Source organism: Kribbella sp. NPDC050281 (assembly GCF_040655855.1).
In the GTDB taxonomy this organism is placed as follows: Bacteria; Actinomycetota; Actinomycetes; order Propionibacteriales; family Kribbellaceae; genus Kribbella.
In genome coordinates, this window is sequence record NZ_JBFAKS010000011.1 from 173,304 (window position 1) to 198,442 (window position 25,139).

A 25,139-nucleotide genomic window follows, 5' to 3' on the forward strand; every position below is an offset into this window, starting at 1 on the left:
CCGGGTCTCACCCGAGGCCGAGCGGCTACTCGTGCTTGCGGGTGATGGTCTGAGTCCCGGTCAGCACCGCCACGGGCCCGTCCGGGGTGTCGGTCCACTCGCCGCACTCACCGCCGCCCTCGGCGACCTCGAGCGTCAACTCCGAGCCGTCGTCCATCCGCAACGCCGGGTGGTAGTAGGACGCGACCTTCTCGGCCTCACCCTCGATGTAGTGGCCGATCAGCGCGCGCCGGAAGCGGTCCGTGGTGACGTTCGGGTTGCTGCCGTGGACCAGCGCGCCGTGGAAGAACAGCACGTCACCCGGTTCCATCGCGATCGGTACGGCGGCGCCCTGCTCCGGCAGCGGAACGGTCACGTCGGTGAAGCTGACCGTGGTGTCCGCCTTCTCGGTGCACAGGATCGGCCAGCGGTGGCTGCCGGGAACGACCTCGAGGCAACCGTTCGCCTCGTCCACGTCATCGAGCGCCATCCACGCGGCCACGCAGGTGCCGGGCTCGGCCTTCAGGTAGAAGTTGTCCTGGTGCAGCGCCTGCCCGCGAGACCCCGGCGGCTTGAAGTAGATCATCGTCTGGACCGCGTACGGCGACCGGCCGAGGATCTCGGTCATCACCTTGTCGAGCCGCGCATCGATCATCCAGCGCAGCGACGTGTCGTCCCAGCGGTGCATCTGCGCCATCCGCGGGTACCGGCGGAGCGGGTCGCGGTCGGCCGAGGTGTGACCGGCGAAGTCGCCCTGGTACGACCCCCGGTGCCGTAGTTCCATGTAGTGGTCACGCAGCCGCTCGACCTCGTCGACCTCGAACAGCCCACGCACCAGCGTGTAGCCCGCCTGCTCGAACTCTTCCTTGTACGAAACGCTCATGCACAGCTCCCGCGAGAGATCCCGTCATCGGTGCCCGGAGTCGTCTACCGTCTTCCAGACAGCACTATTCTCCAGATGTCCGCTGCGGCCGGCCACGGATGATTCGCGCGAGGAGTTGAACTTTTGTCGCATTACCCGGCACCGTTGACGCTCGACCTGTTGTCGCCGCCGACGTTCTGGCGCTGCGAGCCCAGCTGGTCGTGGGTGTCCCGTCCGCTGCCGGATCACCTGCTGTGGTGTGTGCTGGACGGACGAGGCTCCATGGAGCTGGCGGGGGAACGGCGCGAGCTGCATCCGGGTGTGTGCGCAGTTTTCGCGCCAGGTGATGCGCCAAGAGCCACGCACGATCCGCGGCGGCGATTGCTGGTGTTCGGTATGCATTTCCAGGTCGACCGGCGCGGAGTGGTGCCGGAGCCGCGGTGGGGCGAGGTGATGGACCGGGAGTTGCTCGGCGTGCTCGCGCGGACGAGTGATGCGTCGTACAGGCGGCAGGATCCGTTGGGCAGGCGGCAAGCGGAGTTGTGCTTGGAGCAGGTGCTCGGGCTCGTCTGGGACGCCGTGCACAACCCCGGCCGGAGCGCGACCGACACCGCGGTCGACGAGGTGGCACGGCAGCTCCGGCAGGACCCGGGGCACGACTGGACCGTCGCCGAGATGGCACGCGGCGCTGCCCTCTCCAGGGCGCAGTTCACGCGCCGGTTCGTCGCGCAGCTCGGCATGTCACCGGCGCAGTACCTCATCCAGTGCAGGATCGACCGCGCCCACGAGTTGCTCACCGAGACCGGCCTGACAGTCACCCAGACCGCCGCCGCCCTCGGCTACACCGACGTCCCGTACTTCAGCCGCCAGTACAAGCAACGCACCGGCCGCTCACCCAGCCAGGACCGCTAAACCCAGCCAGCCGCTAGGCCCAGCCCGGATTCCAGCCCTCGATGGCGGTGGCAGGGCGCGTGCTCGGGCCGGAGTAGATCGCCGACGGCCGGATCAGCCGCCCGGTCCGCTTCTGCTCCAGCACATGCGCGCTCCACCCGGCCGTCCGCGCACAGGTGAACATGGACGTGAACATCGGCGGCGGTACTTCGGCGAAGTCCAGCACGATCGCCGCCCAGAACTCCACGTTGGTCTCCAGCACCCGGTCCGGCCGCCGCTCCCGCAGCTCGGCCAGCGCAGCCTGCTCCAACGCCTCGGCCACCTCGTACCGCGGTGCCGACAGCTCCCGCGCCGTACGACGAAGCACCCGGGCCCGCGGGTCCTCCGCGCGGTACACGCGATGCCCGAAACCCATCAGCCGCTCGCCCGCGTCCAGCAGCCCCTTCACGTACGCACGCGCGTCGCCGCCGCGCTCCACGCCCTCGATCATCGTCAGCACTCGCGCCGGCGCACCACCGTGCAGCGGTCCGGACATCGCACCGACCGCGCCGGACAGCGCGGCTGCGACATCTGCACCTGTCGACGCGATCACGCGCGCGGTGAAGGTCGATGCGTTCATGCCGTGCTCGGCCGCGGAGGTCCAGTACGCGTCGACCGCCTTCACGTGCTTGGGATCGGGCTCGCCGCGCCACCGGATCATGAACCGCTCGGTGATCGTCGTCGCCTTGTCCACCTCACGTTGCGGCACCATCGGTTGCCCGATGCCACGAGCCGCCTGGGCGACGTACGACAGCGCCATCACCGCCGCCCGGGACAGATCCTCACGCGCCTGTACGTCGTCGATGTCGTACAGCGGCCGCAGACCCCAGGCGGGCGCGAGCATGGCCAGCGCGGACTGCACGTCGACTCGCACGTCACCGGTATGGACCGGCAGCGGGAACGGCTCGGCCGGCGGCAGCCCCGGGGTGAACGCACCGTCGACCAGCAGACCCCAGACGTTCTCGAACGGCACCCGGCCGACCAGGTCCTCGATGTCCACGCCCCGGTAGCGCAGCGCCGAACCTTCCTTGTCCGGCTCCGCGATCTGCGTGTCGAAGGCGACCACGCCTTCCAGCCCGTGCTGCACCTCGGTCCTCGGATCTGACATGCGACTCCCTCGTCCTCGTGATCGACGCACGAAGCCCACCAGGAGAGCCGCGCGCACCGTTGGGCGCCCAGGCAGCATATGTCTCCGGCTCGGCGACCGGACAGATATGTGACCGGTTCGAGGTCTACGGTGGAGCACATGCCAGCCAAGCCCAATCCCGCCCTGGGCCTCGTGCTCGGGATCATCGTTGGTTACGCCGGAATCGTCGGTGGCTCGTACGCCGGCACCCGGCTGGCCCTGGCGCGCCAGGTCAGGTTCGAGAGCCTCTTCGAGCACGGTCTGCAGTGGCTCGTCCTCCTGGTCGTCATCGCGGTCGTCGTCGGTCTGCTGATGGCCATCCGGACGATCGGAGCCGGTGTGATGGTCGGAGCCGGTGGGCTGGCGACGGTGGCCGGACTCGCCGTGATGCTCGTGCCGATCCGGTCCGCGTACGACGTGATCAAGCTGTTCCAGATCCCCGGCACGCGGACGATCGCTTACATGCTCACCGATGGGTCGGCACTGTTCTTCGGCGTCGTGCTGCTGATCGGCGGCATCGGGCGCTGGGCGAGTGACGCCAAGGCCGCGCGGGCGCTCCGCGGCGAGAGCGGCGGCTACACCCCGGCCTTCGCCGCGCAGCCGCAGCAGTGGGGTGGGTACCCGGGCCAGCAACAGCAGCCCCAGCCGCACCCGCAGGCCTACCCGGGCCAGCCTCAACAGGCCCAGCAACCGGGCCAGCAGGGTCAGCAACCGGGTCAGCACCAGGACCGGCAGCAGCCCGGCGCGTACCCCGGTCAGCAGCCGCCCGGCAACACTTTCCCCGGCCAGCAACCGCCCCGGTAAGTTTCCGCGCTAGATCGTAACTTTCCGCGCGGACCGTGCATCTGGCTCTGCATGGAAACTCTGGTCGCCTACGCCTTCAACAACGACAGCGCCTCCCGGGCTGCCGCGGGGCGAGCACGGATCGAGGCGTACTACGACGGCCTCTGGGACCGCAAGGGCAGGCACAGCGGGTACGACGGCAGCACGATCGGTCTGCACGTGTGGGACCGGGACGACAGCGGTTCGTTCTGGCCGTCCTGGCACGACGCCGGTGAGCTCCGGATCGCCACCCAGCACGCACCGCTGGGCTATCAGCGGGTGATCGGCGACATCCCGCCGCACGACGCGCCGGCCAAGCTGGCGCACGCGATACGCCGGAACCCGGCCGGTTTCCTGGAGCTTGCCCCACCGTTCACGATGGCGGTGCTGGATCCGGACGAGAACCGCCTGGACCTGTTCACCGACTCGATCGGTGTCGGCCGGCTCTTCCAGCTGCGGCTGTCCGACGGCTGGGTGTGGAGCAACCGGCCGGTGGCCGCGCTGCTGTTCGGCGGCACCCATGCCACGGCGAACCGGCGCGGCTGGACCTTCGCCGCGGCCTGCGGCTGGTTCATGGACGACAGCACGCCGTACGACGGGGTCCTCGCGGTGCCCGGGGCGACGCACATCGTTGCCGACGGCAGACGTCGTCGGCAGACCGTCAGCCGCATCGAGACCACCAGCGTGTGGTCGACCGACAGCCCGGACACGGTGGAGGAGACGGCCGAGGCGCTGCAGGATGTCGCGCGATCAGTAGGTCGCCTGTGGCCCGGCAAGCCGACCGTCGACCTGAGTGGTGGCCGCGACTCCAGAGTGGTCGCCGCCTCGTTCCTGGCTGCCGGTGTGGACGTGAAGCTCAACAGCTACGACGCGGTGCCTGGCGAGCTCGACGTCGCCGAATCGCTGGTGCAGATGCTCCCGCAGCAGGTCGAGCACTTCACCACCCGCAAGGCGGTGGGTGTGAAGGCGGCGAAGGTATCGGCCCAGCCGCCCAAGTCGCCGGCGCTGGTGGAGCGTGCGCTGCGCTGGCACCGTTACGCGGAGGGCCTCCGTCCGGCCAGCTACCTGTTCCACGCGCCGCCGGCCACCCTGGCCAATGTCGCCCACCTGGCCATCGGCGGTGCCGGCGGTGAAGTTGCCCACGGCCACTTCTACCCGAGCGACGTGCTCCAGCTCGACGCTCTCCCGCTGCACGACAAGCTGCATGCCTTCGGCAACCGTCTGCAGACCCGGCTGACCCCGACCGCGGGCCCGTCCGAGCGATCCCGGACCGCCGTCGCCGACCAGATCGACCATGTCCTGCGTGACGCGGTGCACGGCGGCATCGAGAACGCGACCATGATCGACTACTTCTACGTGGTCGAACGACTGCGTCGCTGGGGGACGACGGGGGAGCGCAGTGGTGTCGTCTCGCCGCTGCTGATCCCGGCGTTCGTCCGGGCCGCGTTCGCACTCGATCCCAGTCAGCGGGTCGAGAACGCCCTGCACCGCAAGCTGGTGCGGCACCTGGTGCCCGAGTGGGCCGACGTACCGTTCTTCAAGCCGGTCGTCGCCCCGGCGACACCACGGCCTGCCAAGAGCACCGTCCGCTGCCTGGCCGACGCGCCCGACCGCGAACTGATCGAGCAACTCCTGACCGAGGTGGACGGCTTCGATCCGGGGTCGCTCAGCACGCTGTGGGCGGCGTCCACGGCGGGCGCCAGCTCGGCCGGCGGCGAGGCCACTCTGCGGCAGGCGCTCTGGCGGGCGACGTTCGACCAGCATCTCGAGGAGATCAACCGCCACCTACCCGAGGGCACCCGCCCGGTCGTTCGGATCGCCTCACCGCGGCCCGCGCCGGTCGTGATCCCGCAGAAGCGCCGTCTGGCCCGGAACTCGGCCGCCCGGCTGCTGGCGTCGACCGTCCTGTGGCGGACCTTCCGCACCAGCAAACTCGGCCGGTCCTGGCGCAGCCTCAGCAAGTAGGTCCCCAGTAGGCTCGGACCGTGGATCTAGCGGAGATGCGGCGGACCTATGGCCTCGGAGAGCTGCTCGAGAGTCAGGTCGATCCGGACCCGATCGTCCAGTTCCGGACCTGGCTGGCGCAGGCGACCGAAGCCGGCCTGCCTGAGCCGAACGCGATGGTGCTGGCCACCGCGGGCGACGACGGCCGGCCGTCGGCGCGGACCGTGCTGCTGAAGGGTCTAGACGAGCGCGGCTTCGTGTTCTTCACCAACCAGCAGTCCCGCAAGGCCGACGACCTGGCCGTGAACCCGCACTGTGCGCTCGTCTTCCCCTGGCACGCGATGGAGCGGCAGGTGCGCATCGAGGGCAGCGCGACCAAGCTCCCCGGTGACGAGGTCGACGCGTACTTCGGCAACCGGCCGCGCGAGTCGCAGCTCGGCGCCTGGGCGTCACAGCAGAGCCAGCCGGTCGCGTCCCGCGAGGAGCTCGACCTGCAGTACGCGTCGTACGAGCGTCAGTGGCCGGAGGGCACCGAGATCTCCACGCCGTACTTCTGGGGTGGCTACCTGGTCCGGCCGGACGCGTTCGAGTTCTGGCAGGGCCGGACCGGCCGGCTGCATGACCGCCTGGCCTACCGGCGTACCAACTCCGAAGGCTGGGAGTTGTCGCGGCTCCAGCCCTGAGGAGCCTCCGAGGTCTCGCGGAAGCCGTTGCGCTGCCACCACCGCACCAGTGGAGCCGGCGCCCACCAGTTGGCCCGGCCGAGCAACCGCATCGTCGCCGGCACCAGCAACGCCCGCACGATCGTCGCGTCCAGTGCGATCGCGATCACCAGCCCGACGCCGATCATCTTCACGAACACGATGCCCGAGGTCGAGAACGCTGCCACAACGATGATCAGCAGCAGCGCCGCACTCGTGATGATGCCGCCGGTCCGCTGCAGTCCGAGCGCGACCGCCTGCGTGTTGTCGCCGGTCCGGTCGTACTCCTCCCGGATCCGGCTGAGCAGGAACACCTCGTAGTCCATCGAGAGCCCGAACAGCACGGCGAACAACAGCACCGGGTTGGTCGCGTCGAGGAATCCGGCCGGAGTGAAGTCGAGCAGCCCGGACAGGTGACCGTCCTGGAAGATCCAGACCATCGCGCCGAACGCCGCGGACAGGGACAGCACGTTCATCAGCAGCGCCTTGGCCGGCAGCACGAACGATCCGAACGCGACGAACAGCAGCACGAACGTCACCAGCACGATGAATCCGGCCATGTACGGCGCCCGCTCGGCCAGCACATCGAGCAGGTCGATCACCGCGGCCGTCTCACCACCGACCTCGGTCTGCGTCCCACCCGGCGGCGCGATCGCCCGTACGTCGTGGACGACATCGCGAGCGGCCAGTTCCTGCGCGGTGAAGTGCGTATGCACGACCACCTCCGCGACACCGTTCTCGTACCCGCCGACCCGCACGTTCTCGACGTTCGCGACCTGCCGCAGCTTCCCGAGGTACGGCGCCAGTGCCGCCGACGGATCGGATGGCGGCGAATCGAAGCGGACTGCCACGACGATGTCCGACCCACCCGCACCAGCGAAGTCACTTTGCAGCGTCTCGGTCACCGTGCGGGAGGTAGCGCCGGCAGGCAACGACCGGTGGTCGACGCCACCGAGTTGCGCCTGCAGGAAGGGGATCCCGAGCACCAGCAACACCGGCACCAGCACGAGCACATACCGCACCGGGCGCCGCATCACGCTGTGCGCGAGCCGGTACCACGCCCCGTGCTCGGCGCGCGCCTTGCGAGGCTTGAGGAACGGCAGTCGCAGGCTGTTCACCCGATGCCCCAGGACCGCGAGCAAGGCAGGCAGCGCTGTCAGCGCCGCGACCATCGCGACCAGCACGGCGGCCGCACCGCCGTACGCCATCGAGCGCAGGAACATCACCGGGAACAGCGCCAGACTGCTGATCGCGACGCCGACGGTGATGCCGGAGAACGCGACAGTCCGGCCGGCCGTCGACATCGTCGCGGTCAGCGCCGTCTCCACATCATTGCCCTTGGCAAGTTCCTCCCGGAACCGGGTGACGATGAACAGGGCGTAGTCGATCGCCAGTCCGAGGCCGATCATCGTGACGATGTTGATCGTGAAGATCGAGACGTCGGTGATCGCGGTCAGCCCGCGCAGCAGCACGAAGGCGCCCAGGATCGCCAGCGCGCCGACGAACAGCGGCAGGCTGGCGGCGACCAGGCCGCCGAAGACGACCACCAGCAGCACCAGCACGATCGGCGTCGAGATCGTCTCGGCATGCACGATGTCGTGCTCGGTCTGGGTGTTCACCTCGTCGAAGACCGCGATCTCGCCGCCGACCTTCGCGTCCAGCCCGAGTGGCGCGGTCCGCACCTGGTCGGCGATCCGGTGGAACGTCGCCAGCCGCTCCTCCTGGTCCGCGCCGGCCAGTGTGAGCACGGCGTACGTGCTGTGCTGGTCCTTGGAGACGAACAGGGGCGAGCGGCTGCTCCAGTACGTCGTCGTACTCAGCACGTCCTGGGACGGCAGGCCCGAGAGGTGCTGCTCGACGGACTGCCGGAACGCCGGATCCGCGACGGTCTGCGTGGAACTGCGGTAGAGCACGATCACGTCGGTGCCGGTGCGGCCGACGTTCTGCTCGATCGTCGCGACCGCGTTGGCGGCCTCGGTGTCCGGTGCGTCGAACCCGCCGTTGGCCAGCGATCCGAACACGCCGGTGCCCCAGGCCAGCCCGACGGCGACGAGGACTCCGGTCAGGGCGAGCACCAGGCGGCGGCGCCGGAACGTGAAGTGGCCGAGCGTCTCGAACACGAAACTCCCCCAGGAGGTTAGATTTGAGCGGCGGGTGTCTCAGTGAACAGCGTTAACTGTTAACGGTGTTAACTCTAGACATCCGGGAGGCCGGCCTGTCAAGGAGAATTTCGATGGACGAGGGTGCGACCCGGCGTGACCGGCAACGGGCCGCGACACTGGCCGACATCAAGGCGGTCGCGCGGCGGCTGCTGGTCAGCGGCGGCGTGGGCGCGGTCGGCCTGCGTGCGGTCGCGCGCGAGCTCGGCCTGACCCCGCCGGCCCTGTACCGCTACTTCCCGAGCCACGAGGCCCTCGTCACCGCCCTCATCGCCGACCTGTACGACGAACTGACCGGTGCGCTGATGGAGTTGCAGGCCGCCGACACCGATGCGGATCTCGGTGCCAGGCTGTTCCTGCTGACCAACGGACTGCGGGACTGGGCGCTGGCACATCCGTCGGAGTTCGCGCTGCTGTTCGGTACGGCGATCCCTAACCCGGAGGCCGAGGACCACGCGGACACGCCCGGGCATCAGGCGGCGATGCGCTTCGGGGCCGTGTTCAAGGACCTGGTCGCGCAGATCTGGCACTGGAAGCCGTTCCCGTACCCGGCCGACGAGGACCTCGGACCGGTGCTGCTCGCTCAGCTGCAGCAAGAGACCGAGGAGTTCCAGGGCATGCCGGCCGGCGCGATCTACCTCGCGCTGAGCTACTGGGTCAGGCTCTACGGCCTGATCTGCATGGAGGTCTTCGGACAGCTGCACTGGGTGCTGCCGGATGCCGGCGCGTACTTCGAAGCCCAACTCCGCGAGATCGGCGAAGAGCTCGGCCTGGACTGCCCACTGCCGGAGTGAGGGCAGAAAAAAGCCCGCGAGCGCTTCCAGACCGCGACCGGGTGGCCGAACTCTGGGTCAGGCGGACTGACCTGACTGCCCGCGGGCCCGGTGGCTGGCGTTGAATTGGCCGACCACATGCCCACTTGTTAGTGGTTGGCGGTTAGCCCGCCGCCACCTCACGAGTCCGATAGCAATTCATGCGTTGGACCACCTCCCTTCGCGTGTACTGAAAACCTACTGTTCGAAGGCCCGGCGTTCAACCAGTTTTCGCGCACAGACGAACGGGGTGCCGTGGTCCCATAGGAGACATGCTGAGACTCGGACTTCCGGTCATCGTGATCCTGCTGGTCGGAACCGCCTGGACGGCGTGGGCGTCGTACCGCCGGGCTGCCCAGGCCGAGCAGGCCCTGGCCGAGGTCAACGCCGAACACCGGGCATTGATGCACGAGGTCAGGACGCTGGAACGGGCGGTCGCGGCTGCCGAGCAGGGCTTGCGTACGCTCAGCTCGCATCCGTCGGTGCCGCGCGATGTCGCGGTCACCGCAGACCTGACCCTCGCCGACATCCGGCGACTGGTGGAACGCAAGGAGCTCGACGACTGATGGCCAAACTGGGGAGTGCGACCGCCGTCGCCAAGGGCGGGAGCACGAAGGTCAAGGTGATCGGCGGCCTGATCGTGGCCGTGATCGTGATCATCGCGCTGTTCAACATCTTCAACTTCGCCGACACCGACGCGAACCGGATCGGTCTGCACTACGGCGGTGGCGTGATCGAGGACAAGAAGTTCAAGTCCGTCATCCCGCCGGGCTCGACGAACAAGCTGATCGGCCCGGGCGACACCGTCTACACCTACCCGATCGACCAGCGCTCGTACATCATCGGCGGCGACGGTGCCGACACCGACGCGGCCGACGAGGTCACCGTGGTCAGCAAGGACAACGTCCGGCTCGGCGTCCGCGTCCAGGTCTACTTCACGCTGAACCGCGACGAGGCCGTGCTGAAGTCGTTCCACGAGCGGATCGGGCTCAAGACCGACGCCTACGAGGACGACGGCTGGGATCAGATGCTGCAGAGCTACTTCCGGCCGCAGATCGACCGGGCCCTGGCGGCGGTCGCGGCCGACTACGGCTGGGCCGAGCTCTACAACAACGAGTCGAAGAAGGCGGCGTTCCAGTCCGCCGCGGCCAAGGAGTTCACCCGGCTGCTGCCGGCCGCCGTCGGTGGTGACTACTTCTGCGGCCCGTCGTACAACGGCACCAACGACTGTGGCGAGCTGTCCTTCACGATCCAGAAGCCGACGCCGCTGGACAAGGGCATCATCGACGGCCTCGAGGCCAAGCAGCGGGCCGAGCTGGCCAAGGCCACCCAGGAGCAGAAGAACCAGCAGGTCAACGTCGAACTGCAGTCGGTCAAGGCGCAGGTCGCGATGCTCGGCGCGCAGGGCTACCTGCTGAAGACCGCGATCGAATCGGGCAAGATCCAGTTCATGGTCATCCCGCAGAACGGCAACGTCAGCATCCCGGTGCCGACGCCGACCACCACGACCCAGCAGCCCGCCAACTGAGCTGAGCTGGGTCATGTCCGCGCTGCCGTCACACCTCGAGCTCGTGCAGGGCGTCGTCCTGCCCAAGCCGGTCGGCGCGGACCCGGTCCTCGACTTCGTCAACACCCGGTCCGACTGGACCACCCGTGGCCCGGCCCGGACCGAGTGGCTGACGTCGTACGAGGCCTTCCTGATCTGGACCTCGTACGTCGGCCTGGTGCCGCCGGCGACCGTGTTCCGGCTGATCGAGCAGGCCGGTGGCAAGCCGACCGAGGCGGCGCGGCGGCTGCACACGACCCTGGAGTTCAGGACCGAGCTGTACGACGTACTGACCGGGCAGGCGACCGATGAGTCGTTCGAGGCCGTGGCCCGGGTGATCGAACGGGCGTCCGGGCGACGGCAGCTGGTCCTCGCGGACGACGGTCCGGTGTGGGAGCTGCCGGAGGATCTGGCGCTGCCGCTGGACAACCTTGCACTGCTCGCGGGCGAGCTGCTGACCGGGCCGTCGCGGGCGCACGTTCGGATGTGCCCGGGGGAGTCGTGCGGCTGGTTGTTCCTCGACCCTCGCGGGCGCCGCCGGTGGTGCTCGATGTCCACCTGCGGGAACCGGGCCAAGGTCCGCGCCCACGCGGCCCGCACCCGCTAGTTGAACAGGGCGGGATCGACCAGGATCCATGTGTGCCGGGCGCGGGCGAGTACGCGGCCGTCGGCGTCGTACAGGGTGCTGGCAGTGAACGTCTTGCGGCCGTCCTCACCGAGGTAGCGGCCGAGCGCCACGCACTGCTCGCCGGGCTGCGGGCGCGCGTCGATGCAGGCCGTCAACTGACCGAGCACCGACGGGCGGCCCTCCAGGTCGATCGCCCATCCGCCGGGGCAGTCGAGTGCGGACCACAGGAACACGTCGTCCACCAGGCCGCCGGTCACCAGATCGCCGCCCGGCTGCCACGTGCACGCCGTCCGTCCGTCGCCGAGCGGACCCGGCTTGAGCTGCAGGCCGTCCGCGTTCTCCGGCCCGCAGACGAAGCAGCTCGGGAACGGATGATTGCTCAGACCCTTGTACGCCGCCTCGGCCGCGCGAGCCTCGTCGGGTGACACCGGGTCGATGGTCGCGTCGGCCAGGAAGTCCGCGTCCACCGGTACGGCGTCGGCAACGACGGCCTCGCCATCCGTCAGCCGCGCCCCTTCGACGTCGGCGTCCAGCGTCAGGTCCTTCTCGATCGGTGGCGGCATTCGCAGCGTCACCCGCGGCACCACGCCGGCGTCGATCCGCGCGGCCAGCGCCGTACCCACCTGACCGGCGACGTACCCGCCGTTGCCCGACCGCTTGGGTCCCTGAAACCGCCGTTCCACCCGAACCAGACTCATACCGCACGACCCTAACCACACGCTCGATTCCGGCGGCCACCGGACCGCGATCGGGACGTGTGAGGGCTGTGAACCATGGGAAGGAAGGAGTTTTCAGATAAATCTGAGGAATTCTCGGAGATTAAAGAGCTAAGCCCTCCAGTTCAAACGACCGCTTGAACTATGCTGACTCCAGGCTACGGCGAGTGAGCAGGTGGGGTGCCTGAGCGAGCGGTAGCCGGGGGGAAGGAGAAGTTTGTGGAAACACCGGTCGAATCGACCCGGGAGAGATTGCTCAACGTCGCCGAGCAACGCTTCGGTGAAGGGGGTTACGAGGGAACGTCGCTGCGTGCCATCACGGTGGCGGCGGCTGCGAACATCGCCGCGGTCAACTACCACTTCGGCTCGAAGGAGGCCTTGCTGCGAGCCGCGGTCGCGCGGGCGATGGCGCCGGTCAACACCGAACGCCGACGCCGGCTGGACCAGTTGGAGGCCCGCGGCGGGCCGAGTCCGGAGCAACTGATCCGGGCATTCATCGAGCCCGGGCTGGACCTGGTCCTGCGCCGGGGTGAGCGTGGCGCGGTGGTCGCGCGTTTCATCGGCCGGATCGCGTTCGATCCGAGCCAGCGGATCCGGGAGTTGTACGCCGCCGAGTCCGACCCGATCGAGTCGCGGTACCTGGCCGCGCTTCAGTCGGCCCTACCACACGCCTCGCCGGAGGCGGTCGCCTTCGGATACGTGAACATGCTCGGACTGCTTGCGTTGCACCAGTCCCAGGCCTTGTCCCGCGCGCCTGGCATCGATGATGCCGAGGACCCGGGCAAGCTGGCCGAGAACCTGGTCACGTTCCTGGTCGCCGCCTTCGACCGGGGCCTCCGGACCTGATCCGGTGGCGGCCGATGACCCGCGGCGCCCTGCCCGCGGATTTTCGGACGCAACTGAACCAGGGACACCAGTGGTCTGGTCGAGGTTGTCCAGAGATTGCTCACGGATGTTCGGACTGCCCGGTAACGCTGCATAATGGCGCTCCGTGGACCCCTGTGAAGTCGTGGTTGCCGTCGATCTCGGTGGAACCCGGATGAAGTGCGGCCTGGTCGCCGCGGACGGTGCCGTGCTGCACCGCGAGACCAGGCCGACTCCCCGGGAGGCCGGGGGCCGCGCCGTGCTCGATGCCCTGCTGGAGACCGTCGTCGAGCTGAGCCAGAAGGCGACTGCGGACGGTCACCGAGTGCGTGCGATCGGTGTTGTCGTGCCCGGCGTCATCGACGCCGAGACCGGCACGGTCGGCGCCGAGAACCTGGCCTGGGTCGGTACGCCGGTGCGCGCCGAACTGGAGGCCGCGATCGGAGACGGCGTACCGATCGTGCTCGCCCACGACGTCCGCGCCGGCGGGTACGCCGAACTCCGCCAGGGCGCGCTCACCGGCACCACGAACTCGATGTTCCTGCCGCTCGGCACCGGCATCGCCGCCGCGATGGTGATCGACGGCTCGCTGGTCAGCGGGGACGGCTGGGCCGGCGAACTCGGCCACACCCGGTTCGTCCACGGCGATGCGGCCGAGCAATGCGCCTGCGGCCAATGGGGCTGCCTCGAGACGGTCGCCTCCGCGGCTGCACTGGCTCGCAGGTACGGCGCCCGTACCGGTCGGACCGTGGACGGTGCTCGTGAGGTCCTGGAGTTGCTGGCCGCCGGTGATCCGGACGCCGCGCACGTCTGGGACGACGCACTGAAGGCGCTGATCGATGCGCTCGTCCTCTACACGACCCTGGTCGCGCCGACTCGGATCGCGATCGGCGGCGGACTGGTGGGCGCGGGGGAGACACTGCTGCAACCGCTGCGCGACGGCATCCACGCGCGGCTCACGTTTCAGCGCGAGCCCGAGATCGTAGCCGCCGTACTCGGTGAGGACGCGGGCTGCCTCGGCGCCGCGGTGATGGCCTGGGACCGCGTGACGGCCGACGAGAGTGGAGATCAGACGGTATGACGACCTATCGCGTGGGCCGGCTCGTCACGCCGGACGACGTGCTGGACAACGCCTGGATCCAGGTGGTCGACGCGGACATCGTCGCGTTCGGCCGCAGGTCGGAGGGGATGCCGGCCGACGGCAAGCGGCCCGAGGACCTCGGCGACGTCACCGTCGTCCCGGGCTTCGTCGACATCCACACCCACGGCGGCGGCGGATCGACGTACTCGACGACCGATCCGGAGGAGGCGCGCAAGGTTGCGGCCTTCCACGCCCGGCACGGTACGACGACCACACTCGCCAGCCTGGTGACGGCGCCCCTCGATGACATCGTCTCGCAGACCGCCTGTCTCGCCGACCTGATCACCGATGGCGTGATCGCCGGTGTCCACCTGGAAGGCCCATTCCTGTCCGCGGCGCGGTGTGGTGCGCACGAGCCGACGCTGCTGCGCGACCCGGTCGCCGACGACGTCACGAAGGTCCTGAGCGACGCGGTGAAGATGGTGACGATCGCGCCGGAGCTCGAGCACGGGCTGGACGCGATCCGCCAGGTCGTCGACGCGGGTGCCGTCGCCGCCCTCGGGCACACCGATGCGACGTACGAGCAGATGATCGCCGGCGCCGACGCCGGGGCGACCGTCGCCACGCATCTGTTCAACGGGATGCGGCCGTTCCACCACCGCGACCCGGGGCCGGTCGGTGCCGCCCTGAACGACGAACGGCTGCTGCTCGAGGTGATCAACGACGGCCTGCACCTGGATCCGCAGGTCGTCCGCGTCGCGCTCGCTGCGGCCGGGGTGAACCGGATCGCCCTGATCACCGACGCGATGGAGGCCACCGGGATGCCGGACGGCCGGTACAAGCTCGGCGACCTCGAGGTGGACGTGAAGGAAGGCCTGGTGACGCTTGCCCACGGCAAGCACTCGATCGCCGGCAGTACCTTGACGATGGGCGTGTCCTACGCCAACGCGGTGAAGGCCGGCGTGTCCCTGGTGGACGCGTCCCGGATGGCGTCGACAACGCCTGCGCAGGCCTTCGGCTGGTACGACGTGGGCGCGATCGAGACCGGCAAGCGGGCGGACCTGGTGGTGCTGGACGACGAGTACGTCGTTCAGAAGGTGATGCGGGCAGGGTCGTGGCTGGAGTGATCGGGACCATCACCCTCAACCTCGCGCTGGACGTCACGTACGAGGTCGACGAGCTCGTCGTCGGTGGCAGTCATCGCGTCGGCACTGTTCGGCAGCGGGCCGGTGGCAAGGGCGTGAACGTCGCCCGGGTGGCGTCGACATTGGGGCACCAGGTGCTGGTGCTCGGGTTCGTCGGCGGTGTGACCGGTGAGTTGGTTGCGGAGGAACTGTTCGATGCGGGCCTCACTGCACTGCTGACGCCGATCGCCGGGGAGACTCGGCGTACCGTTGCCATCGTCAACGGTGCCGACGGGGACGCGACGATCTTCAACGAGACCGGGCCTTCGGTGACCGCTGACGAGTGGCGTGCGTTCGGGGACCGGATGCCGTGGTCACGATTGGGCGTGCTGGCCTGTTCGGGCAGCATCCCGCCGGGACTGCCCGCTGATGCGTACGCCGAACTCGCGGTCCGCGCGCGGCATCACGACGTACTGACCGTGATCGACGCCGGCGGTGCCGCGCTGACCGCGGCTGCGAAGGCTGGTGCGGTGGTGCGGTCCAACGCGGCCGAGTTGCGTGACGCGCTGGGTGACACGACGGTCGAGGACGGCGCTCGTCAGCTCGTCGGGTTGGGTGCGACCGCGGCCGTGATCACCGATGGATCACGCGGGATGGTTGCTGCCAGCAACAAGGGTGTCTGGCGAGCGCTGCCGGTCGAGAAGGTGAGTGGCAACCCGACCGGTGCCGGCGACGCCTGCACGGCGGTGGTTGCGGCGGCTGTCGCCGAGTCGCCGGAGCCCGACTGGTCCGTCGTACTGAAGTCCGCTGTGGCCGCGTCGGCCGCCGCGGTGCTGACACCGGTTGCCGGGGACATCGATCTGGCCGCGTACCGGCGCTGGCAGCCCCAGGTCACCGTTAGTTAGTCAGAAGGAGAAAGCTCATGCCGTTGGTCTCCGGGGCCGAGGTCGTACTGACGGCCGCCAAGGCTGGTCGTGGGGTCGGTGCGTTCAACGTGATCCAGCTGGAGCACGCGACCGCGCTGATCGCCGGCGCCGAGCAGGTCGGTGCGCCGGTCATCCTGCAGATCAGCGAGAACGCGGTGAAGTACCACGGCGCCCTCAAGCCGATCGGTGTCGCCACCCTGGCCGCCGCGGCCGCCGCGACCGTCCCGGTCGTCGTCCACCTCGACCACGCGATGGACCGCGACCTGGTCACCGAAGCGGTCTCACTCGGCTTCACCTCGGTCATGTACGACGCGTCGAAGCTCGAGTACGACGACAACGTCGCGTCGACCACCGAGGTCACGGCGTTCTGTCATGACCACGGGGTGTTCGTCGAGGCCGAGATCGGTGAGGTCGGCGGCAAGGACGGAGTGCACGCACCCGGCGCCCGCACCCGCCCCGACGAGGCCCTCGCCTTCGCCGAAGCCACCGGCGTCGACGCCCTGGCAGTCGCCGTCGGCTCCTCCCACGCGATGACCGAACGTACGGCGTCCCTGGACTTCGACCTCATCGCCGAACTCCACACCGCCGTCCCCGTCCCTCTCGTCCTGCACGGCTCCTCCGGTGTCGCCGACCCCGACCTCACCCGAGCCGTCGAGGCAGGCATGACCAAGGTCAACATCGCCACCCACCTGAACAACGTCTTCACCGCCAAGGTCCGCGAAGTCCTCGCCGGCAACCCGACCCTGGTCGACACCCGCAAGTACCTCGGCCCGGCCCGCGACGAGGTAGCCGCCGAGGTGGCCCGCCTGCTGACCGTCCTCAGAGCGACGCCCTCAGAGTGAAGCGCCGCCCCGGACCCAGTGCGCCCGCAGCTCGTCGCGTGCCTGCTGGACCCGCGCCCGAGCACTCTCATCGGGTACTTCGAAGTCCTCGATCAGCCGGGTGAGCGCCAGCTCAACCGCCGCGACCGCCGCGTCCTCCTCGGTCAGCTCGGCTTCGGTCACCCCGCGCAGACCGACCGCGAGCGCGGCGAGGCCCGCCACCTCCTGCGGGGTCAGCCGCAGCCGGATCTCCGTCCTCGTGTCCACGGTTGCTCCTTCGCTTCTTGGTACAGTCATCGTGCAGTGCAACGGCCGTGTTGCACAAGAGCGCTCGGTGAGGAGTGGCCGGAGATGACCATCGCGGTGGACGAGACGCTGCGCGAGGCGACCGTCGCCGTACTCGCCGAGCACGGCTGGTCCGGTGTCACGCTGGAGCGGGTGGCCGAGAAGGTCGGCCGGTCCCGCGTCACGCTGTGGCGGCAGGGGCTGACCGTCGAACTGCTGCTGAACTCGCTGCTCGACGCGCTGGCCGAGGACTACCGGGACACGATGTGGCCGATCCTGGCCGGTTCCGGCACCGGCCGTGAAGGCCTGGTCAAGACGCTCGAGGCCTTGTTCGACGTGATCGACCGGCATCTGCCGCTGATCCTGTCCTCGGACCTGGTGTTCCACCAGGAGCAGGCACGCAACGGCCCGGTCTCGTTCATCGACCCGTTCGAGCGGTTCCTGCGCGAGGGCGAGCAGGACGGATCGCTGCATCCGCACGGCCGGATCAGCGACGTGGCCGAGGTGCTGATGGTGTCGGCGACCTTCACCTACGTGCACATGCGTGGCCGGCACCACTGGTCCAAGGCCCGGGTCCGCCGGCTCACCCTCGACCTGACCCTCCGCGGAGTCCTGAACTTCTGAAACATGGTCGTTGCATTTTCTGCAACAGTCATGTTTCACTGACGGGACCGACAGCTTTGGAGGGACCGCCATGACACTGCCCTACGCCGAACCGCTGATCCGCCGCGAGCCGCCGCCGCGCGTGATCCCCGAACCACCCCGCGTCGGCGAGCCCGGCGGGGATCCGTGCGGACTCTGCGACTGGCTGGCTTCGTTCGAGAAGTCCGAACACCGGCCGCCGCTGTGGATGGACGACAACTGGGCACTGTGCCCGGCCAAGGACGTCACCATCCCGGGAGTGGTCTGGCTGGCCAGTCGAGGTCACCACGACAGCTTCGCCGACCTGCCAGCGGCCCACGCGACCAGTTACGGTCCGGTGGTCGCCCGGATCGAGCGAGCGATCGTCGGTCTCGGCGGCATCGCCCGGGTCCACGTCTATCGTTGGGGCGACGGTTCGGCCCATTTCCACGTGTGGTTCTACCCGCGCCCGCTGGGCATGCTCGAAGCGCGCCGGGAGATGCTGCCGCTGTGGGCCGACCTGCTGCCCCCGGCGCCCGAGGAGGATGTTGCCGATGCCGACCGGAGGATCGCCGCGGCGATGGCGGCGGGCGACTGACATGAGTGCCGCCCAGCCGCATCCCACCCTGGCCCGGCGGCTGGGCGTCGGCGACGCCGTCGTGGTCGGCCTCGGTTCGATGGTCGGGGCCGGGGTCTTCGTGGTGTGGGGCCCGGCTGGGCGGGCCGCCGGATCGGGGCTGCTGATCGGGTTGGCGATTGCCGCGGTTGTTGCCTACTGCAACGCGGTGTCCTCGGCCCAGTTGGCGGCTGTCTATCCGGTCTCGGGTGGGACGTATGTGTACGGACGGGAGCGCCTGGGGGAGTGGTGGGGCTTCGCCGCCGGGTGGTGTTTCGTGGTGGGGAAGACGGCGTCGTGTGCCGCGATGGCGTTGACGTTCGCGACGTACGCCGTACCTGGTGGTGGATGGTTGCGCAGGCTGGTCGCGTTGGCCGCCGTGGCCGGGTTGGCGGCGGTCAACTATCGCGGTGTCACCAAGACCGCACGACTTACCAGGATCCTGGTCGCCTGCACGCTCGCGGTCCTCGCACTCGTCTTGATCGTGCTGTTCACCGGTGAGCCCCATCGCGACCTGGAGTTCGCCGGCACCTCGCCGTACGGCGTCCTGCAGGCGGCGGGGCTGTTGTTCTTCGCGTTCGCCGGGTACGCGCGGATCGCGACCATGGGTGAGGAGGTCCGCGAGCCGGCGAAGACCATCCCGCGGGCGATCAGCACCGCCGTCATCATTGCTATCGGCATCTACCTTGCCGTCGGTGTGGCTCTGCTGCTCGTGCTCGATCCGGCGACGACCATCGCGCCGCTCGCCACCGCGGTCGACACCGTCGGCGCGGCCTGGGCCAGTCCCGTCGTCCGGATCGGGGCCGCCCTCGCGAGCCTCGGCGCACTCCTCGCCCTGATCGCCGGCATCGGCCGTACGTCGCTCGCGATGGCACGCAACCGCGACCTGCCCGGCTGGCTGGCCGCCGTCCATCCGCGCTTCCAGGTCCCGCACCATGCCGAGATCGCCCTCGCCGTGGTCGTCGGGATCCTCGTGCTGACCACCGACCTGCGCGGAGTCATCGGCTTCTCGTCGTTCGGCGTCCTGCTGTACTACGCGATCGCCAACGCCTCCGCCTTCACGCAGCCGGCCGACCAGCGTCGATGGCCCCGTGCCCTCAACGTGATCGGCCTCATCGGCTGCGTCGTTCTCGCCGTCACCCTCCCGTGGACTTCAGCAGTGGTGGGAGCCGGACTCCTCGCGATCGCCCTGATCGTCAGGAAACTCAGGACAGGTCGCGGCGGATCCGCCAGAAGCTGAACCCGGTCAATCCCAATGCCAGGAGCAGGAACAGCCCGAACTCACGCCACTGCAGAGCCCAGAAGGTGTTGGCCTCGAAGTACTTGATGTGCTGCCGGTAGCCCTCGTCCGCCAGCCGTTGGAAGCAGGCGGCCGCCTTCGCCGGCGGGACGCGCGGTTCCACACCGGGAGGAGGTCCGGGCTCGCAGTCGATCATCCAGCTCGGCAACGTGCCGACCGTCTTGCCGGACTTGTCCACGGTCTCGTCGGACAGTTTCCAGGCGCCGACGGACCCGCTGGCCACCTCGATCTGCCTCACCTGTGGAGGATTGCCGTCCCCGGTCAGCATGAAGCCGCGGAGGTTGTCCAGGCTGACGGTCAGGTAGGACTCCGTCGGCGCGAGCAGGTGCGGCCGGATCAACGTCGGCGTGACGATCTGCACCAGGATCACCGCGGCCAGCGTGATTGCGAGCGCGACCAGGCTACGACGGACGACCAGTCCGACCGCGACTCCGAGCGCGAACGCGAACGCGGCGTACCCGATCGGGACCAGGCCGCGAGCGCTGAAGACCGGCGGGAACATCCGCGGTAGGTAGGTGTTCGAATCCTGGCCGGCGTTGATCGCGTCGTCGATCGGGTCGACCCACCAGGTCACCGCAAGGCTCAGTACGGCCGTTATCGCGATCGCGGTGAGTCCGGTGAACCCGACCTTGGTGGCCAGCCAGCGCCACCGCGAGACGCTCTGGCTCCACGCCAGCCGGTGGGTGCCGGTCTCCAGTTCGCGGGCGATCAGCGGTGCCCCCCAGAACGCCCCGATCACCGGCGGAACGGCGTACAGCAGGACCTGACCGGCGATGTAGAGGAACGGGTTGAGGCGCTCGAAGCCGAGGTTCTTGATGAAGTCGTCGGTCAGGCGGTGGTAGTCGCCGAGCAGGCCCGGGCCGGTCACCGCCAGGGCGACCGCGGCCGCGGCGATCACGGACGCGACCACGACGAATTGGACGCGGAACTGCCGCCAGGTCAGCCAGATCATCGCTGCACCTCCAGGACCGGACGTAGGGGTTGGGCGGGGAGGCTGCTGGCCATGTATGCCAGTACCAGGTCCTCGAGCGTGAGTTGGGTGACGGTCCAGGCCGGGTCGAGGATCGGCTTCTCGGTGCGGATCAGGAACGTCGACTGCACGTCGGTGTGGCTCTCGGTCACGACGTGCTGATCGCCGGGCAGATCCTTGGCGGCGCGTCGTGGACCGGTCAGCCGGAAGTGGGTCGCCAGCAGTGTGTCGATCTCGCCGCTGACCTGGACCCGCGAATCGACCAGCACGATCAGGAAGTCGCAGGACCGCTCCACATCGGAAACGAGGTGGGAGGACAGTACGACGCTGAGCTCCTGCTCCGCGACCGCCCCCATCAGGTCCTGCAGGAACTCGCGCCGGGCCAGCGGGTCGAGCGCGGCGACCGGTTCGTCGAGGATCAGCAGGTCGGGCCGCTTGGCCAGGCCGAGCGTGAGTGCGAGCTGGGCCCGCTGGCCGCCGGACAGCTTGCCGGCCTTCTGCTTCGGGTCGAGTCCGAGACGCTGGATCCGCTGGGCCACGATGGGATCCCAGCCGGGATTGAGTTTCGCACCGAGCTTCAGGTGATCGGCGACGCTCAGCCGGGCGTACGTCGGCGTGTCCTGAGCGACGTACCCGACCTTGGCCTGGTGCGCGCCGGCCGGGCCGCCCAGTACCTCGACGGATCCGGCGGTCGGTGTGAGCATCCCGACAGCCAGGTTGAGCAGCGTGCTCTTGCCGGCGCCGTTCGGGCCGACGAGCCCGACGACATGTCCGGCCGGCACTTCCAGATCGCAGTCGGTCAGCGCCCAGCGCCGGCCATATCTCTTGCCCAGGCCGCGGGCCTGCAGAACGGCGGTCATGCTAAGTCCTCCAGAGCGGCGGACCGAAACGTGGTCAGGAACAACGCCTCGATGCTTTCGTCGTCGAGGCCGGCCTTGCGCGCCTTCGCCAGCCAGCGGCGCAGGTCCTGCCGCAGCGGGCCGTGCGCGGCCAGCGTGTTGTCGGTCAGTGTCCGGGTCACGAACGTGCCGCGCCCCGGCCGGGCCTGCACCAGGCCTTCGTGCTCGAGCTCGCGATACGCCTTGAGCACCGTGTTCGGGTTGATCGCCAGCGCCGCGACGACGTCCTTCACCGTCGGCAACTGGTCGCCCTTGCGCAGCAGTCCGAGTCGCAGCGCGTTGCGGACCTGCTGGACGATCTGCTGGTACGGCGACACCCCCGACCGCCCGTCCAGATGGAACTCGATCATCAACCAAACCCCATTCATCTAGTTACCTAGCACTATAGGGGTATGACTTAAGTCGGCGTCAACCCTTGCGGATGGCGTCGTACCGGCGGAGCGCCTCGCGGCGGGCGTCGGCGTGGTCGACGACCGGATCGGAGTAGCCGTCGGCGCCGCCGTGCTTCCACGGTTCGTGGACCGCGCCGCCGTCGAGATCGCGCAGCTCGGGCACCCAGCGGCGGACGTACGCACCGTCGGGATCGAACTTCTGGCCCTGGCCGACCGGGTTGAAGATCCGGAAGTACGGCGCCGCATCTGCGCCGCAGCCGGCCACCCACTGCCAGTTCAACGAGTTCGAGGCGAGGTCGCCGTCGCGCAGCGACCGCATGAACCAGCGGGCGCCGAACTTCCAATGCACGTGCAGGTCCTTGACCAGGAAGGACGCAACCACCATCCGCACGCGGTTGTGCAGAAAGCCGGTCTCGGCGAGCTGTCGCATCCCCGCATCGACGAACGGATACCCGGTCCGGCCCTGGCGCCACGCGTCGAACAGCGCGCCGGGGTCGTCGTACTCCATCCGCTCGAACTCGGGCCGCAGTGGTTTCCAGGCGGCGTCGGGATGCCGCGCGAGCAAGTCCGCGCAGAACTCGCGCCAGGCCAGCTCGCGACGGTAGGCGTCCGCGCCCCGACTGCGCTTGCGGGCAAGGTCGGCGAGCATCGTGCGCGGGTGGATCTCGCCGTACTTCAAGGGGATCGACATCCGCGACGTGCTGTCGAGATCCGGCCGGTCACGCTCGTCGTCATACCGCGCGACCTGGTCCAGATACTCATGCCAGTGCTCGTGCGCTCCCTGCTCGCCAGCGCCTTCGACTGCGCTCTCCAGAAGATCCTCGCCGTCGGCCTCGAGCCACCCGACCTTCGCCGGCGCATCGACCGGACGACGCCAGCCGTGCTCGAGCCAGGCCCGGAAGTATGGCGTGAACACCTGGTACGGGCGATTCTGCTGGTTCAGGATGCGCCCGGGAGCGATCGCGTACGGCGATCCGGTCGCCACGAGCGGACACTTCAATGAGGCTTCAACTTCTTTGTCCCGGCGCTGTCCGTAAGGGCCGTAGTCCGCGCTGATGTGCACACTGGCCACACCGATTTCTTCGGCCAGCGCCGGTACGACGATTGCCGGATCACCTCGTCGTACGACGAGTCGGCCGCCGATGGAGTCGGAGAGTCGGCGCAACGACGCCGCCAACCGTTCACGGCGTGGATCACCCGCGCGGTCCCACAGTTGCGGGTCGAGCACGAACAGACCGAGCACTCGGCCGTCACTCGCGGCGACCGCGTCAAGCAGCGCAGGATTGTCCGCCAGCCGGAGGTCCCGCCGGAACCACATCACCGCAGGCGCCATCGGTCCATCGTGCGTGCTTCCGCGGTTATGACCTACTCGGTCCGCGTGTTCACCGGAATTCGGCCAGGCTTGCCTACATAGGTGAGAATGGTTGTCGTGAGCGAGCTGATCGATACCACCGAGATGTACTTGCGGACCGTGTACGAGCTGGAGGAAGAGGGGATCCTGCCGCTGCGCGCGCGGATCGCCGAACGCCTGCACCAGTCCGGTCCGACGGTCAGCCAGACGGTCGCCCGGATGGAGCGCGACGGGCTGATCAAGGTGGAGGGTGATCGCCACCTGGAGCTCACTGACGTCGGCCGGAAGCAGGCGGTCCGGGTGATGCGCAAGCACCGGCTGGCCGAGCGGCTGCTGGTCGACGTGATCGGGCTGGAGTGGGAGGACGTGCACACGGAGGCCTGCCGCTGGGAGCACGTGATGAGCGACGCGGTGGAACTGCGATTGCTCAAGATCCTGAACAACCCGACCGAGTCGCCGTACGGCAACCCGATCCCGGGTCTCGAGGAGCTGCAGACCAGCGGCCAGGCGAGCGGGATCGAGGACTTCCGGATCGGTGTCGAGCCGCTGGACAAGGTGCTCGACGCGTCCACCGGCGAGAGCGTCCGGGTGCTGGTCCGCCGGATCGCCGAGCCGGTCCAGACCGACGACGGCGCGATGGCCGTACTGCGCCGGGCCGGCGCGCTGCCGGGTCGCGAGGTCGACTCGACGATGGACGCCGAGGGTGTCCTGGTCGGCAGCCGCGAGGCGGGTGGCGTGATCAGCGACGAGACCGCCGGCCACATCTTCGTCAGCCGGGTCTGAGTTCAAAGCTGTATTAAGAGACCATCCACGCTGTGCGCTCGATGGTGTACGGCGGGTGGTCACGAGGTAGCCTCACTGCGCGATGTCCGAGAATCTGATCGACTGGCCCGAGTACCTGCGGGAGTTCCACACCGCGACTCCGGGTAGCACCGAAGCCCTGCTCTCCCGCGCGGTGGCCGGCGACCACACGCCGTACCGCTGGCTGGTTCGCGCCGTCTCCGGCGAGGCCCGGCGCGTCCTCGACCTCGCCTGCGGCAACGGCCCGGTCTCCCGTGAGCTGCACGGTCACTGGGTCGTCGGCGTCGACAACAACCCGGCCCAGCTCGCCGGTGCGCCAGGTCCGAGGGTGCAGTCGGACGCCTTGCATCTGCCGTTCGCGAACGAGGTGTTCGACGTCGTCACCTGTTCGATGGGCCTGATGGTGCTCCAGCCGCTGCCGGCGGTCCTGGCCGAGGCGGCCCGGGTACTGCGTCGCGGCGGTGTGCTGGCAGCGATCGTGCCCGCCGTACGACCGCTCCGCCGCGGTGACATCCGCACGCTGAGCGGTCTGACCACGCGGCTGCGGTCGACTCCGCAGTTCCCGGCCGGCGGCGAGATCACCGAGCTCAAGGACCAGCTCCACCACGCCGGTTTCGATGTGATGGAGAGCCAGCGGGAGCGGTACGTCTACATGATCCGCAGCCGCGACGACGCCCACCGTCTGGTGAACGCGCTCTACCTTCCCGGTACTCCGGATGCCCGCCGGGACACCGCCGCCGGCTGGCTGGCGGATCGCGCCGAGTCGAAGGACGGCCTCGAGGTCGCGATCCCGATCCGCCGGATCACGGCCATGCGCACCAAGCTCGCTCTGACCGCCTGACGAGTCAGGGGCGTGGATCCGC

The 25,139-nt window shown here is 69.1% G+C and carries 27 protein-coding genes; 18 read left to right on the forward strand and 9 right to left on the reverse strand.

The window, feature by feature from the left end:
• Positions 1 to 25 precede the first annotated feature (25 nt).
• The gene (locus AB0I34_RS14700) at positions 26 to 862 is read right to left on the reverse strand and encodes a phytanoyl-CoA dioxygenase family protein (protein ID WP_360445081.1); all 837 of its coding nucleotides are present in this window, start codon (positions 860 to 862) and stop codon (positions 26 to 28) included.
• Positions 863 to 1,006: 144 nt separating this feature from the next.
• Here AB0I34_RS14700 and AB0I34_RS14705 point away from each other — a divergent pair, with 144 nt between their 5' ends.
• The gene (locus AB0I34_RS14705; protein ID WP_360445083.1) at positions 1,007 to 1,753 is read left to right on the forward strand and encodes an AraC family transcriptional regulator; all 747 of its coding nucleotides are present in this window, start codon (positions 1,007 to 1,009) and stop codon (positions 1,751 to 1,753) included.
• 13 nt (positions 1,754 to 1,766) lie between these two features.
• Here the strand turns inward: AB0I34_RS14705 and AB0I34_RS14710 are convergent, their stop codons facing one another.
• Positions 1,767 to 2,879 carry a citrate synthase 2 gene (locus tag AB0I34_RS14710; protein ID WP_360445085.1) on the reverse strand — a complete coding sequence of 371 codons (1,113 nt, stop codon included), beginning with the start codon at positions 2,877 to 2,879 and terminating at the stop codon, positions 1,767 to 1,769.
• 138 nt (positions 2,880 to 3,017) lie between these two features.
• Here AB0I34_RS14710 and AB0I34_RS14715 point away from each other — a divergent pair, with 138 nt between their 5' ends.
• From AB0I34_RS14715 to pdxH, 3 genes are read left to right on the forward strand one after another with little or no spacing between them, the layout of a single operon-like run.
• The gene (locus AB0I34_RS14715) at positions 3,018 to 3,701 is read left to right on the forward strand and encodes a hypothetical protein (protein WP_360445087.1); all 684 of its coding nucleotides are present in this window, start codon (positions 3,018 to 3,020) and stop codon (positions 3,699 to 3,701) included.
• A gap of 51 nt (positions 3,702 to 3,752) precedes the next feature.
• Complete coding sequence (locus AB0I34_RS14720; RefSeq protein ID WP_360445089.1) at positions 3,753 to 5,684, forward strand: hypothetical protein; 1,932 nt, start codon at positions 3,753 to 3,755, stop codon at positions 5,682 to 5,684.
• 35 nt (positions 5,685 to 5,719) lie between these two features.
• The gene (gene pdxH / locus AB0I34_RS14725; protein WP_360445149.1) at positions 5,720 to 6,346 is read left to right on the forward strand and encodes a pyridoxamine 5'-phosphate oxidase; all 627 of its coding nucleotides are present in this window, start codon (positions 5,720 to 5,722) and stop codon (positions 6,344 to 6,346) included.
• Here the strand turns inward: pdxH and AB0I34_RS14730 are convergent.
• Entirely contained in the window at positions 6,295 to 8,484 is a 2,190-nt protein-coding gene (locus AB0I34_RS14730) for an MMPL family transporter (RefSeq protein ID WP_360445091.1), read from the reverse strand. The genes pdxH and AB0I34_RS14730 overlap by 52 nt on opposite strands.
• Positions 8,485 to 8,597: 113 nt before the next feature.
• Here AB0I34_RS14730 and AB0I34_RS14735 point away from each other — a divergent pair, with 113 nt between their 5' ends.
• From AB0I34_RS14735 to AB0I34_RS14750, 4 genes are all read left to right on the forward strand, one after another.
• A complete protein-coding gene (locus tag AB0I34_RS14735) occupies positions 8,598 to 9,317 on the forward strand; it encodes a TetR/AcrR family transcriptional regulator (RefSeq protein ID WP_360445093.1) in 720 nt (239 codons plus the stop codon).
• Between the two features lie 290 nt (positions 9,318 to 9,607).
• Positions 9,608 to 9,901, forward strand: a complete 294-nt coding sequence (locus tag AB0I34_RS14740) for a hypothetical protein (protein WP_360445095.1) — start codon at positions 9,608 to 9,610, stop codon at positions 9,899 to 9,901.
• Entirely contained in the window at positions 9,901 to 10,863 is a 963-nt protein-coding gene (locus tag AB0I34_RS14745; RefSeq protein ID WP_360445097.1) for an SPFH domain-containing protein, read from the forward strand. The genes AB0I34_RS14740 and AB0I34_RS14745 overlap by 1 nt, the downstream gene beginning before the upstream one ends.
• A gap of 13 nt (positions 10,864 to 10,876) precedes the next feature.
• Positions 10,877 to 11,488 (forward strand): CGNR zinc finger domain-containing protein, encoded by a 612-nt coding sequence (locus tag AB0I34_RS14750; RefSeq protein ID WP_360445099.1) that lies wholly within the window; start codon positions 10,877 to 10,879, stop codon positions 11,486 to 11,488.
• Here AB0I34_RS14750 and AB0I34_RS14755 read toward each other — a convergent pair.
• Complete coding sequence (locus tag AB0I34_RS14755) at positions 11,485 to 12,207, reverse strand: hypothetical protein (protein WP_360445101.1); 723 nt, start codon at positions 12,205 to 12,207, stop codon at positions 11,485 to 11,487. The two genes, AB0I34_RS14750 and AB0I34_RS14755, sit on opposite strands and share 4 nt — an antisense overlap.
• Before the next feature lie 237 nt (positions 12,208 to 12,444).
• Here AB0I34_RS14755 and AB0I34_RS14760 point away from each other — a divergent pair, with 237 nt between their 5' ends.
• The 5 genes from AB0I34_RS14760 (at position 12,445) to AB0I34_RS14780 (ending at position 17,062) form a co-directional block, all read left to right on the forward strand.
• Positions 12,445 to 13,071 carry a TetR family transcriptional regulator gene (locus AB0I34_RS14760; protein WP_360445103.1) on the forward strand — a complete coding sequence of 209 codons (627 nt, stop codon included), beginning with the start codon at positions 12,445 to 12,447 and terminating at the stop codon, positions 13,069 to 13,071.
• Between the two features lie 145 nt (positions 13,072 to 13,216).
• Positions 13,217 to 14,170 carry an ROK family protein gene (locus AB0I34_RS14765; RefSeq protein WP_360445105.1) on the forward strand — a complete coding sequence of 318 codons (954 nt, stop codon included), beginning with the start codon at positions 13,217 to 13,219 and terminating at the stop codon, positions 14,168 to 14,170.
• Complete coding sequence (nagA, locus tag AB0I34_RS14770) at positions 14,167 to 15,297, forward strand: N-acetylglucosamine-6-phosphate deacetylase (protein WP_360445107.1); 1,131 nt, start codon at positions 14,167 to 14,169, stop codon at positions 15,295 to 15,297. The genes AB0I34_RS14765 and nagA overlap by 4 nt, the downstream gene beginning before the upstream one ends.
• Complete coding sequence (locus AB0I34_RS14775; protein ID WP_360445109.1) at positions 15,285 to 16,199, forward strand: hexose kinase; 915 nt, start codon at positions 15,285 to 15,287, stop codon at positions 16,197 to 16,199. Before nagA ends, AB0I34_RS14775 begins: the two co-directional genes overlap by 13 nt.
• A 17-nt stretch (positions 16,200 to 16,216) precedes the next feature.
• Positions 16,217 to 17,062: a class II fructose-bisphosphate aldolase gene (locus AB0I34_RS14780; RefSeq protein ID WP_360445111.1), complete on the forward strand. Its 846-nt coding sequence runs from the start codon at positions 16,217 to 16,219 to the stop codon at positions 17,060 to 17,062.
• On the opposite strand, the gene AB0I34_RS14785 is transcribed toward AB0I34_RS14780, so the two are convergent.
• Positions 17,054 to 17,308 carry a hypothetical protein gene (locus AB0I34_RS14785; protein ID WP_360445113.1) on the reverse strand — a complete coding sequence of 85 codons (255 nt, stop codon included), beginning with the start codon at positions 17,306 to 17,308 and terminating at the stop codon, positions 17,054 to 17,056. The genes AB0I34_RS14780 and AB0I34_RS14785 overlap by 9 nt on opposite strands.
• An 84-nt stretch (positions 17,309 to 17,392) precedes the next feature.
• On the opposite strand from AB0I34_RS14785, the gene AB0I34_RS14790 reads away from it, so the two are divergent.
• From AB0I34_RS14790 to AB0I34_RS14800, 3 genes are all read left to right on the forward strand, one after another.
• Positions 17,393 to 17,950, forward strand: coding sequence for a hypothetical protein (locus AB0I34_RS14790; protein WP_360445115.1), 558 nt, complete (start codon positions 17,393 to 17,395; stop codon positions 17,948 to 17,950).
• A gap of 70 nt (positions 17,951 to 18,020) precedes the next feature.
• On the forward strand, positions 18,021 to 18,545 hold the full coding sequence (locus AB0I34_RS14795) for a hypothetical protein (RefSeq protein ID WP_360445117.1): 525 nt from the start codon (positions 18,021 to 18,023) through the stop codon (positions 18,543 to 18,545).
• 1 nt (position 18,546) lies between these two features.
• On the forward strand, positions 18,547 to 19,803 hold the full coding sequence (locus tag AB0I34_RS14800) for an amino acid permease (RefSeq protein WP_360445119.1): 1,257 nt from the start codon (positions 18,547 to 18,549) through the stop codon (positions 19,801 to 19,803).
• Here AB0I34_RS14800 and AB0I34_RS14805 read toward each other — a convergent pair.
• Genes AB0I34_RS14805 through AB0I34_RS14820 form a run of 4 tightly spaced genes read right to left on the reverse strand, consistent with a single transcriptional unit; the run spans position 19,769 to position 23,457 of the window.
• Entirely contained in the window at positions 19,769 to 20,815 is a 1,047-nt protein-coding gene (locus AB0I34_RS14805) for an ABC transporter permease subunit (protein WP_360445121.1), read from the reverse strand. The genes AB0I34_RS14800 and AB0I34_RS14805 overlap by 35 nt on opposite strands.
• On the reverse strand, positions 20,812 to 21,693 hold the full coding sequence (locus tag AB0I34_RS14810) for an ABC transporter ATP-binding protein (RefSeq protein ID WP_360445123.1): 882 nt from the start codon (positions 21,691 to 21,693) through the stop codon (positions 20,812 to 20,814). The genes AB0I34_RS14805 and AB0I34_RS14810 overlap by 4 nt, the downstream gene beginning before the upstream one ends.
• Positions 21,690 to 22,082, reverse strand: coding sequence for a GntR family transcriptional regulator (locus AB0I34_RS14815; RefSeq protein WP_131360545.1), 393 nt, complete (start codon positions 22,080 to 22,082; stop codon positions 21,690 to 21,692). The genes AB0I34_RS14810 and AB0I34_RS14815 overlap by 4 nt, the downstream gene beginning before the upstream one ends.
• Positions 22,083 to 22,140: 58 nt before the next feature.
• Complete coding sequence (locus AB0I34_RS14820; protein WP_360445125.1) at positions 22,141 to 23,457, reverse strand: deoxyribodipyrimidine photo-lyase; 1,317 nt, start codon at positions 23,455 to 23,457, stop codon at positions 22,141 to 22,143.
• 96 nt (positions 23,458 to 23,553) lie between these two features.
• Between AB0I34_RS14820 and AB0I34_RS14825 the strand changes: the two genes are divergently transcribed.
• Both AB0I34_RS14825 and AB0I34_RS14830 read left to right on the forward strand, forming a co-directional pair.
• Positions 23,554 to 24,258, forward strand: coding sequence for a metal-dependent transcriptional regulator (locus AB0I34_RS14825; RefSeq protein WP_360445127.1), 705 nt, complete (start codon positions 23,554 to 23,556; stop codon positions 24,256 to 24,258).
• Positions 24,259 to 24,340: 82 nt separating this feature from the next.
• Complete coding sequence (locus tag AB0I34_RS14830) at positions 24,341 to 25,117, forward strand: class I SAM-dependent methyltransferase (RefSeq protein ID WP_131360541.1); 777 nt, start codon at positions 24,341 to 24,343, stop codon at positions 25,115 to 25,117.
• The last annotated feature ends 22 nt before the right edge of the window (positions 25,118 to 25,139 follow it).

What these genes read in the sequence shown, in the direction of transcription:
- AB0I34_RS14700 (WP_360445081.1), bottom strand. Translation starts at nt 862, where the DNA reads ATGAGCGTTTCGTACAAGGAAGAGTTCGAGCAGGCGGGCTACACGCTG.
- AB0I34_RS14710 (WP_360445085.1), bottom strand. Translation starts at nt 2,879, where the DNA reads ATGTCAGATCCGAGGACCGAGGTGCAGCACGGGCTGGAAGGCGTGGTC.
- AB0I34_RS14715 (WP_360445087.1), top strand. Translation starts at nt 3,018, where the DNA reads ATGCCAGCCAAGCCCAATCCCGCCCTGGGCCTCGTGCTCGGGATCATC.
- AB0I34_RS14720 (WP_360445089.1), top strand. Translation starts at nt 3,753, where the DNA reads ATGGAAACTCTGGTCGCCTACGCCTTCAACAACGACAGCGCCTCCCGG.
- pdxH (WP_360445149.1), top strand. Translation starts at nt 5,720, where the DNA reads ATGCGGCGGACCTATGGCCTCGGAGAGCTGCTCGAGAGTCAGGTCGAT.
- AB0I34_RS14735 (WP_360445093.1), top strand. Translation starts at nt 8,598, where the DNA reads ATGGACGAGGGTGCGACCCGGCGTGACCGGCAACGGGCCGCGACACTG.
- AB0I34_RS14740 (WP_360445095.1), top strand. Translation starts at nt 9,608, where the DNA reads ATGCTGAGACTCGGACTTCCGGTCATCGTGATCCTGCTGGTCGGAACC.
- AB0I34_RS14745 (WP_360445097.1), top strand. Translation starts at nt 9,901, where the DNA reads ATGGCCAAACTGGGGAGTGCGACCGCCGTCGCCAAGGGCGGGAGCACG.
- AB0I34_RS14750 (WP_360445099.1), top strand. Translation starts at nt 10,877, where the DNA reads ATGTCCGCGCTGCCGTCACACCTCGAGCTCGTGCAGGGCGTCGTCCTG.
- AB0I34_RS14755 (WP_360445101.1), bottom strand. Translation starts at nt 12,207, where the DNA reads ATGAGTCTGGTTCGGGTGGAACGGCGGTTTCAGGGACCCAAGCGGTCG.
- nagA (WP_360445107.1), top strand. Translation starts at nt 14,167, where the DNA reads ATGACGACCTATCGCGTGGGCCGGCTCGTCACGCCGGACGACGTGCTG.
- AB0I34_RS14780 (WP_360445111.1), top strand. Translation starts at nt 16,217, where the DNA reads ATGCCGTTGGTCTCCGGGGCCGAGGTCGTACTGACGGCCGCCAAGGCT.
- AB0I34_RS14790 (WP_360445115.1), top strand. Translation starts at nt 17,393, where the DNA reads ATGACCATCGCGGTGGACGAGACGCTGCGCGAGGCGACCGTCGCCGTA.
- AB0I34_RS14795 (WP_360445117.1), top strand. Translation starts at nt 18,021, where the DNA reads ATGACACTGCCCTACGCCGAACCGCTGATCCGCCGCGAGCCGCCGCCG.
- AB0I34_RS14800 (WP_360445119.1), top strand. Translation starts at nt 18,547, where the DNA reads ATGAGTGCCGCCCAGCCGCATCCCACCCTGGCCCGGCGGCTGGGCGTC.
- AB0I34_RS14805 (WP_360445121.1), bottom strand. Translation starts at nt 20,815, where the DNA reads ATGATCTGGCTGACCTGGCGGCAGTTCCGCGTCCAATTCGTCGTGGTC.
- AB0I34_RS14810 (WP_360445123.1), bottom strand. Translation starts at nt 21,693, where the DNA reads ATGACCGCCGTTCTGCAGGCCCGCGGCCTGGGCAAGAGATATGGCCGG.
- AB0I34_RS14815 (WP_131360545.1), bottom strand. Translation starts at nt 22,082, where the DNA reads ATGATCGAGTTCCATCTGGACGGGCGGTCGGGGGTGTCGCCGTACCAG.
- AB0I34_RS14820 (WP_360445125.1), bottom strand. Translation starts at nt 23,457, where the DNA reads ATGGCGCCTGCGGTGATGTGGTTCCGGCGGGACCTCCGGCTGGCGGAC.
- AB0I34_RS14830 (WP_131360541.1), top strand. Translation starts at nt 24,341, where the DNA reads ATGTCCGAGAATCTGATCGACTGGCCCGAGTACCTGCGGGAGTTCCAC.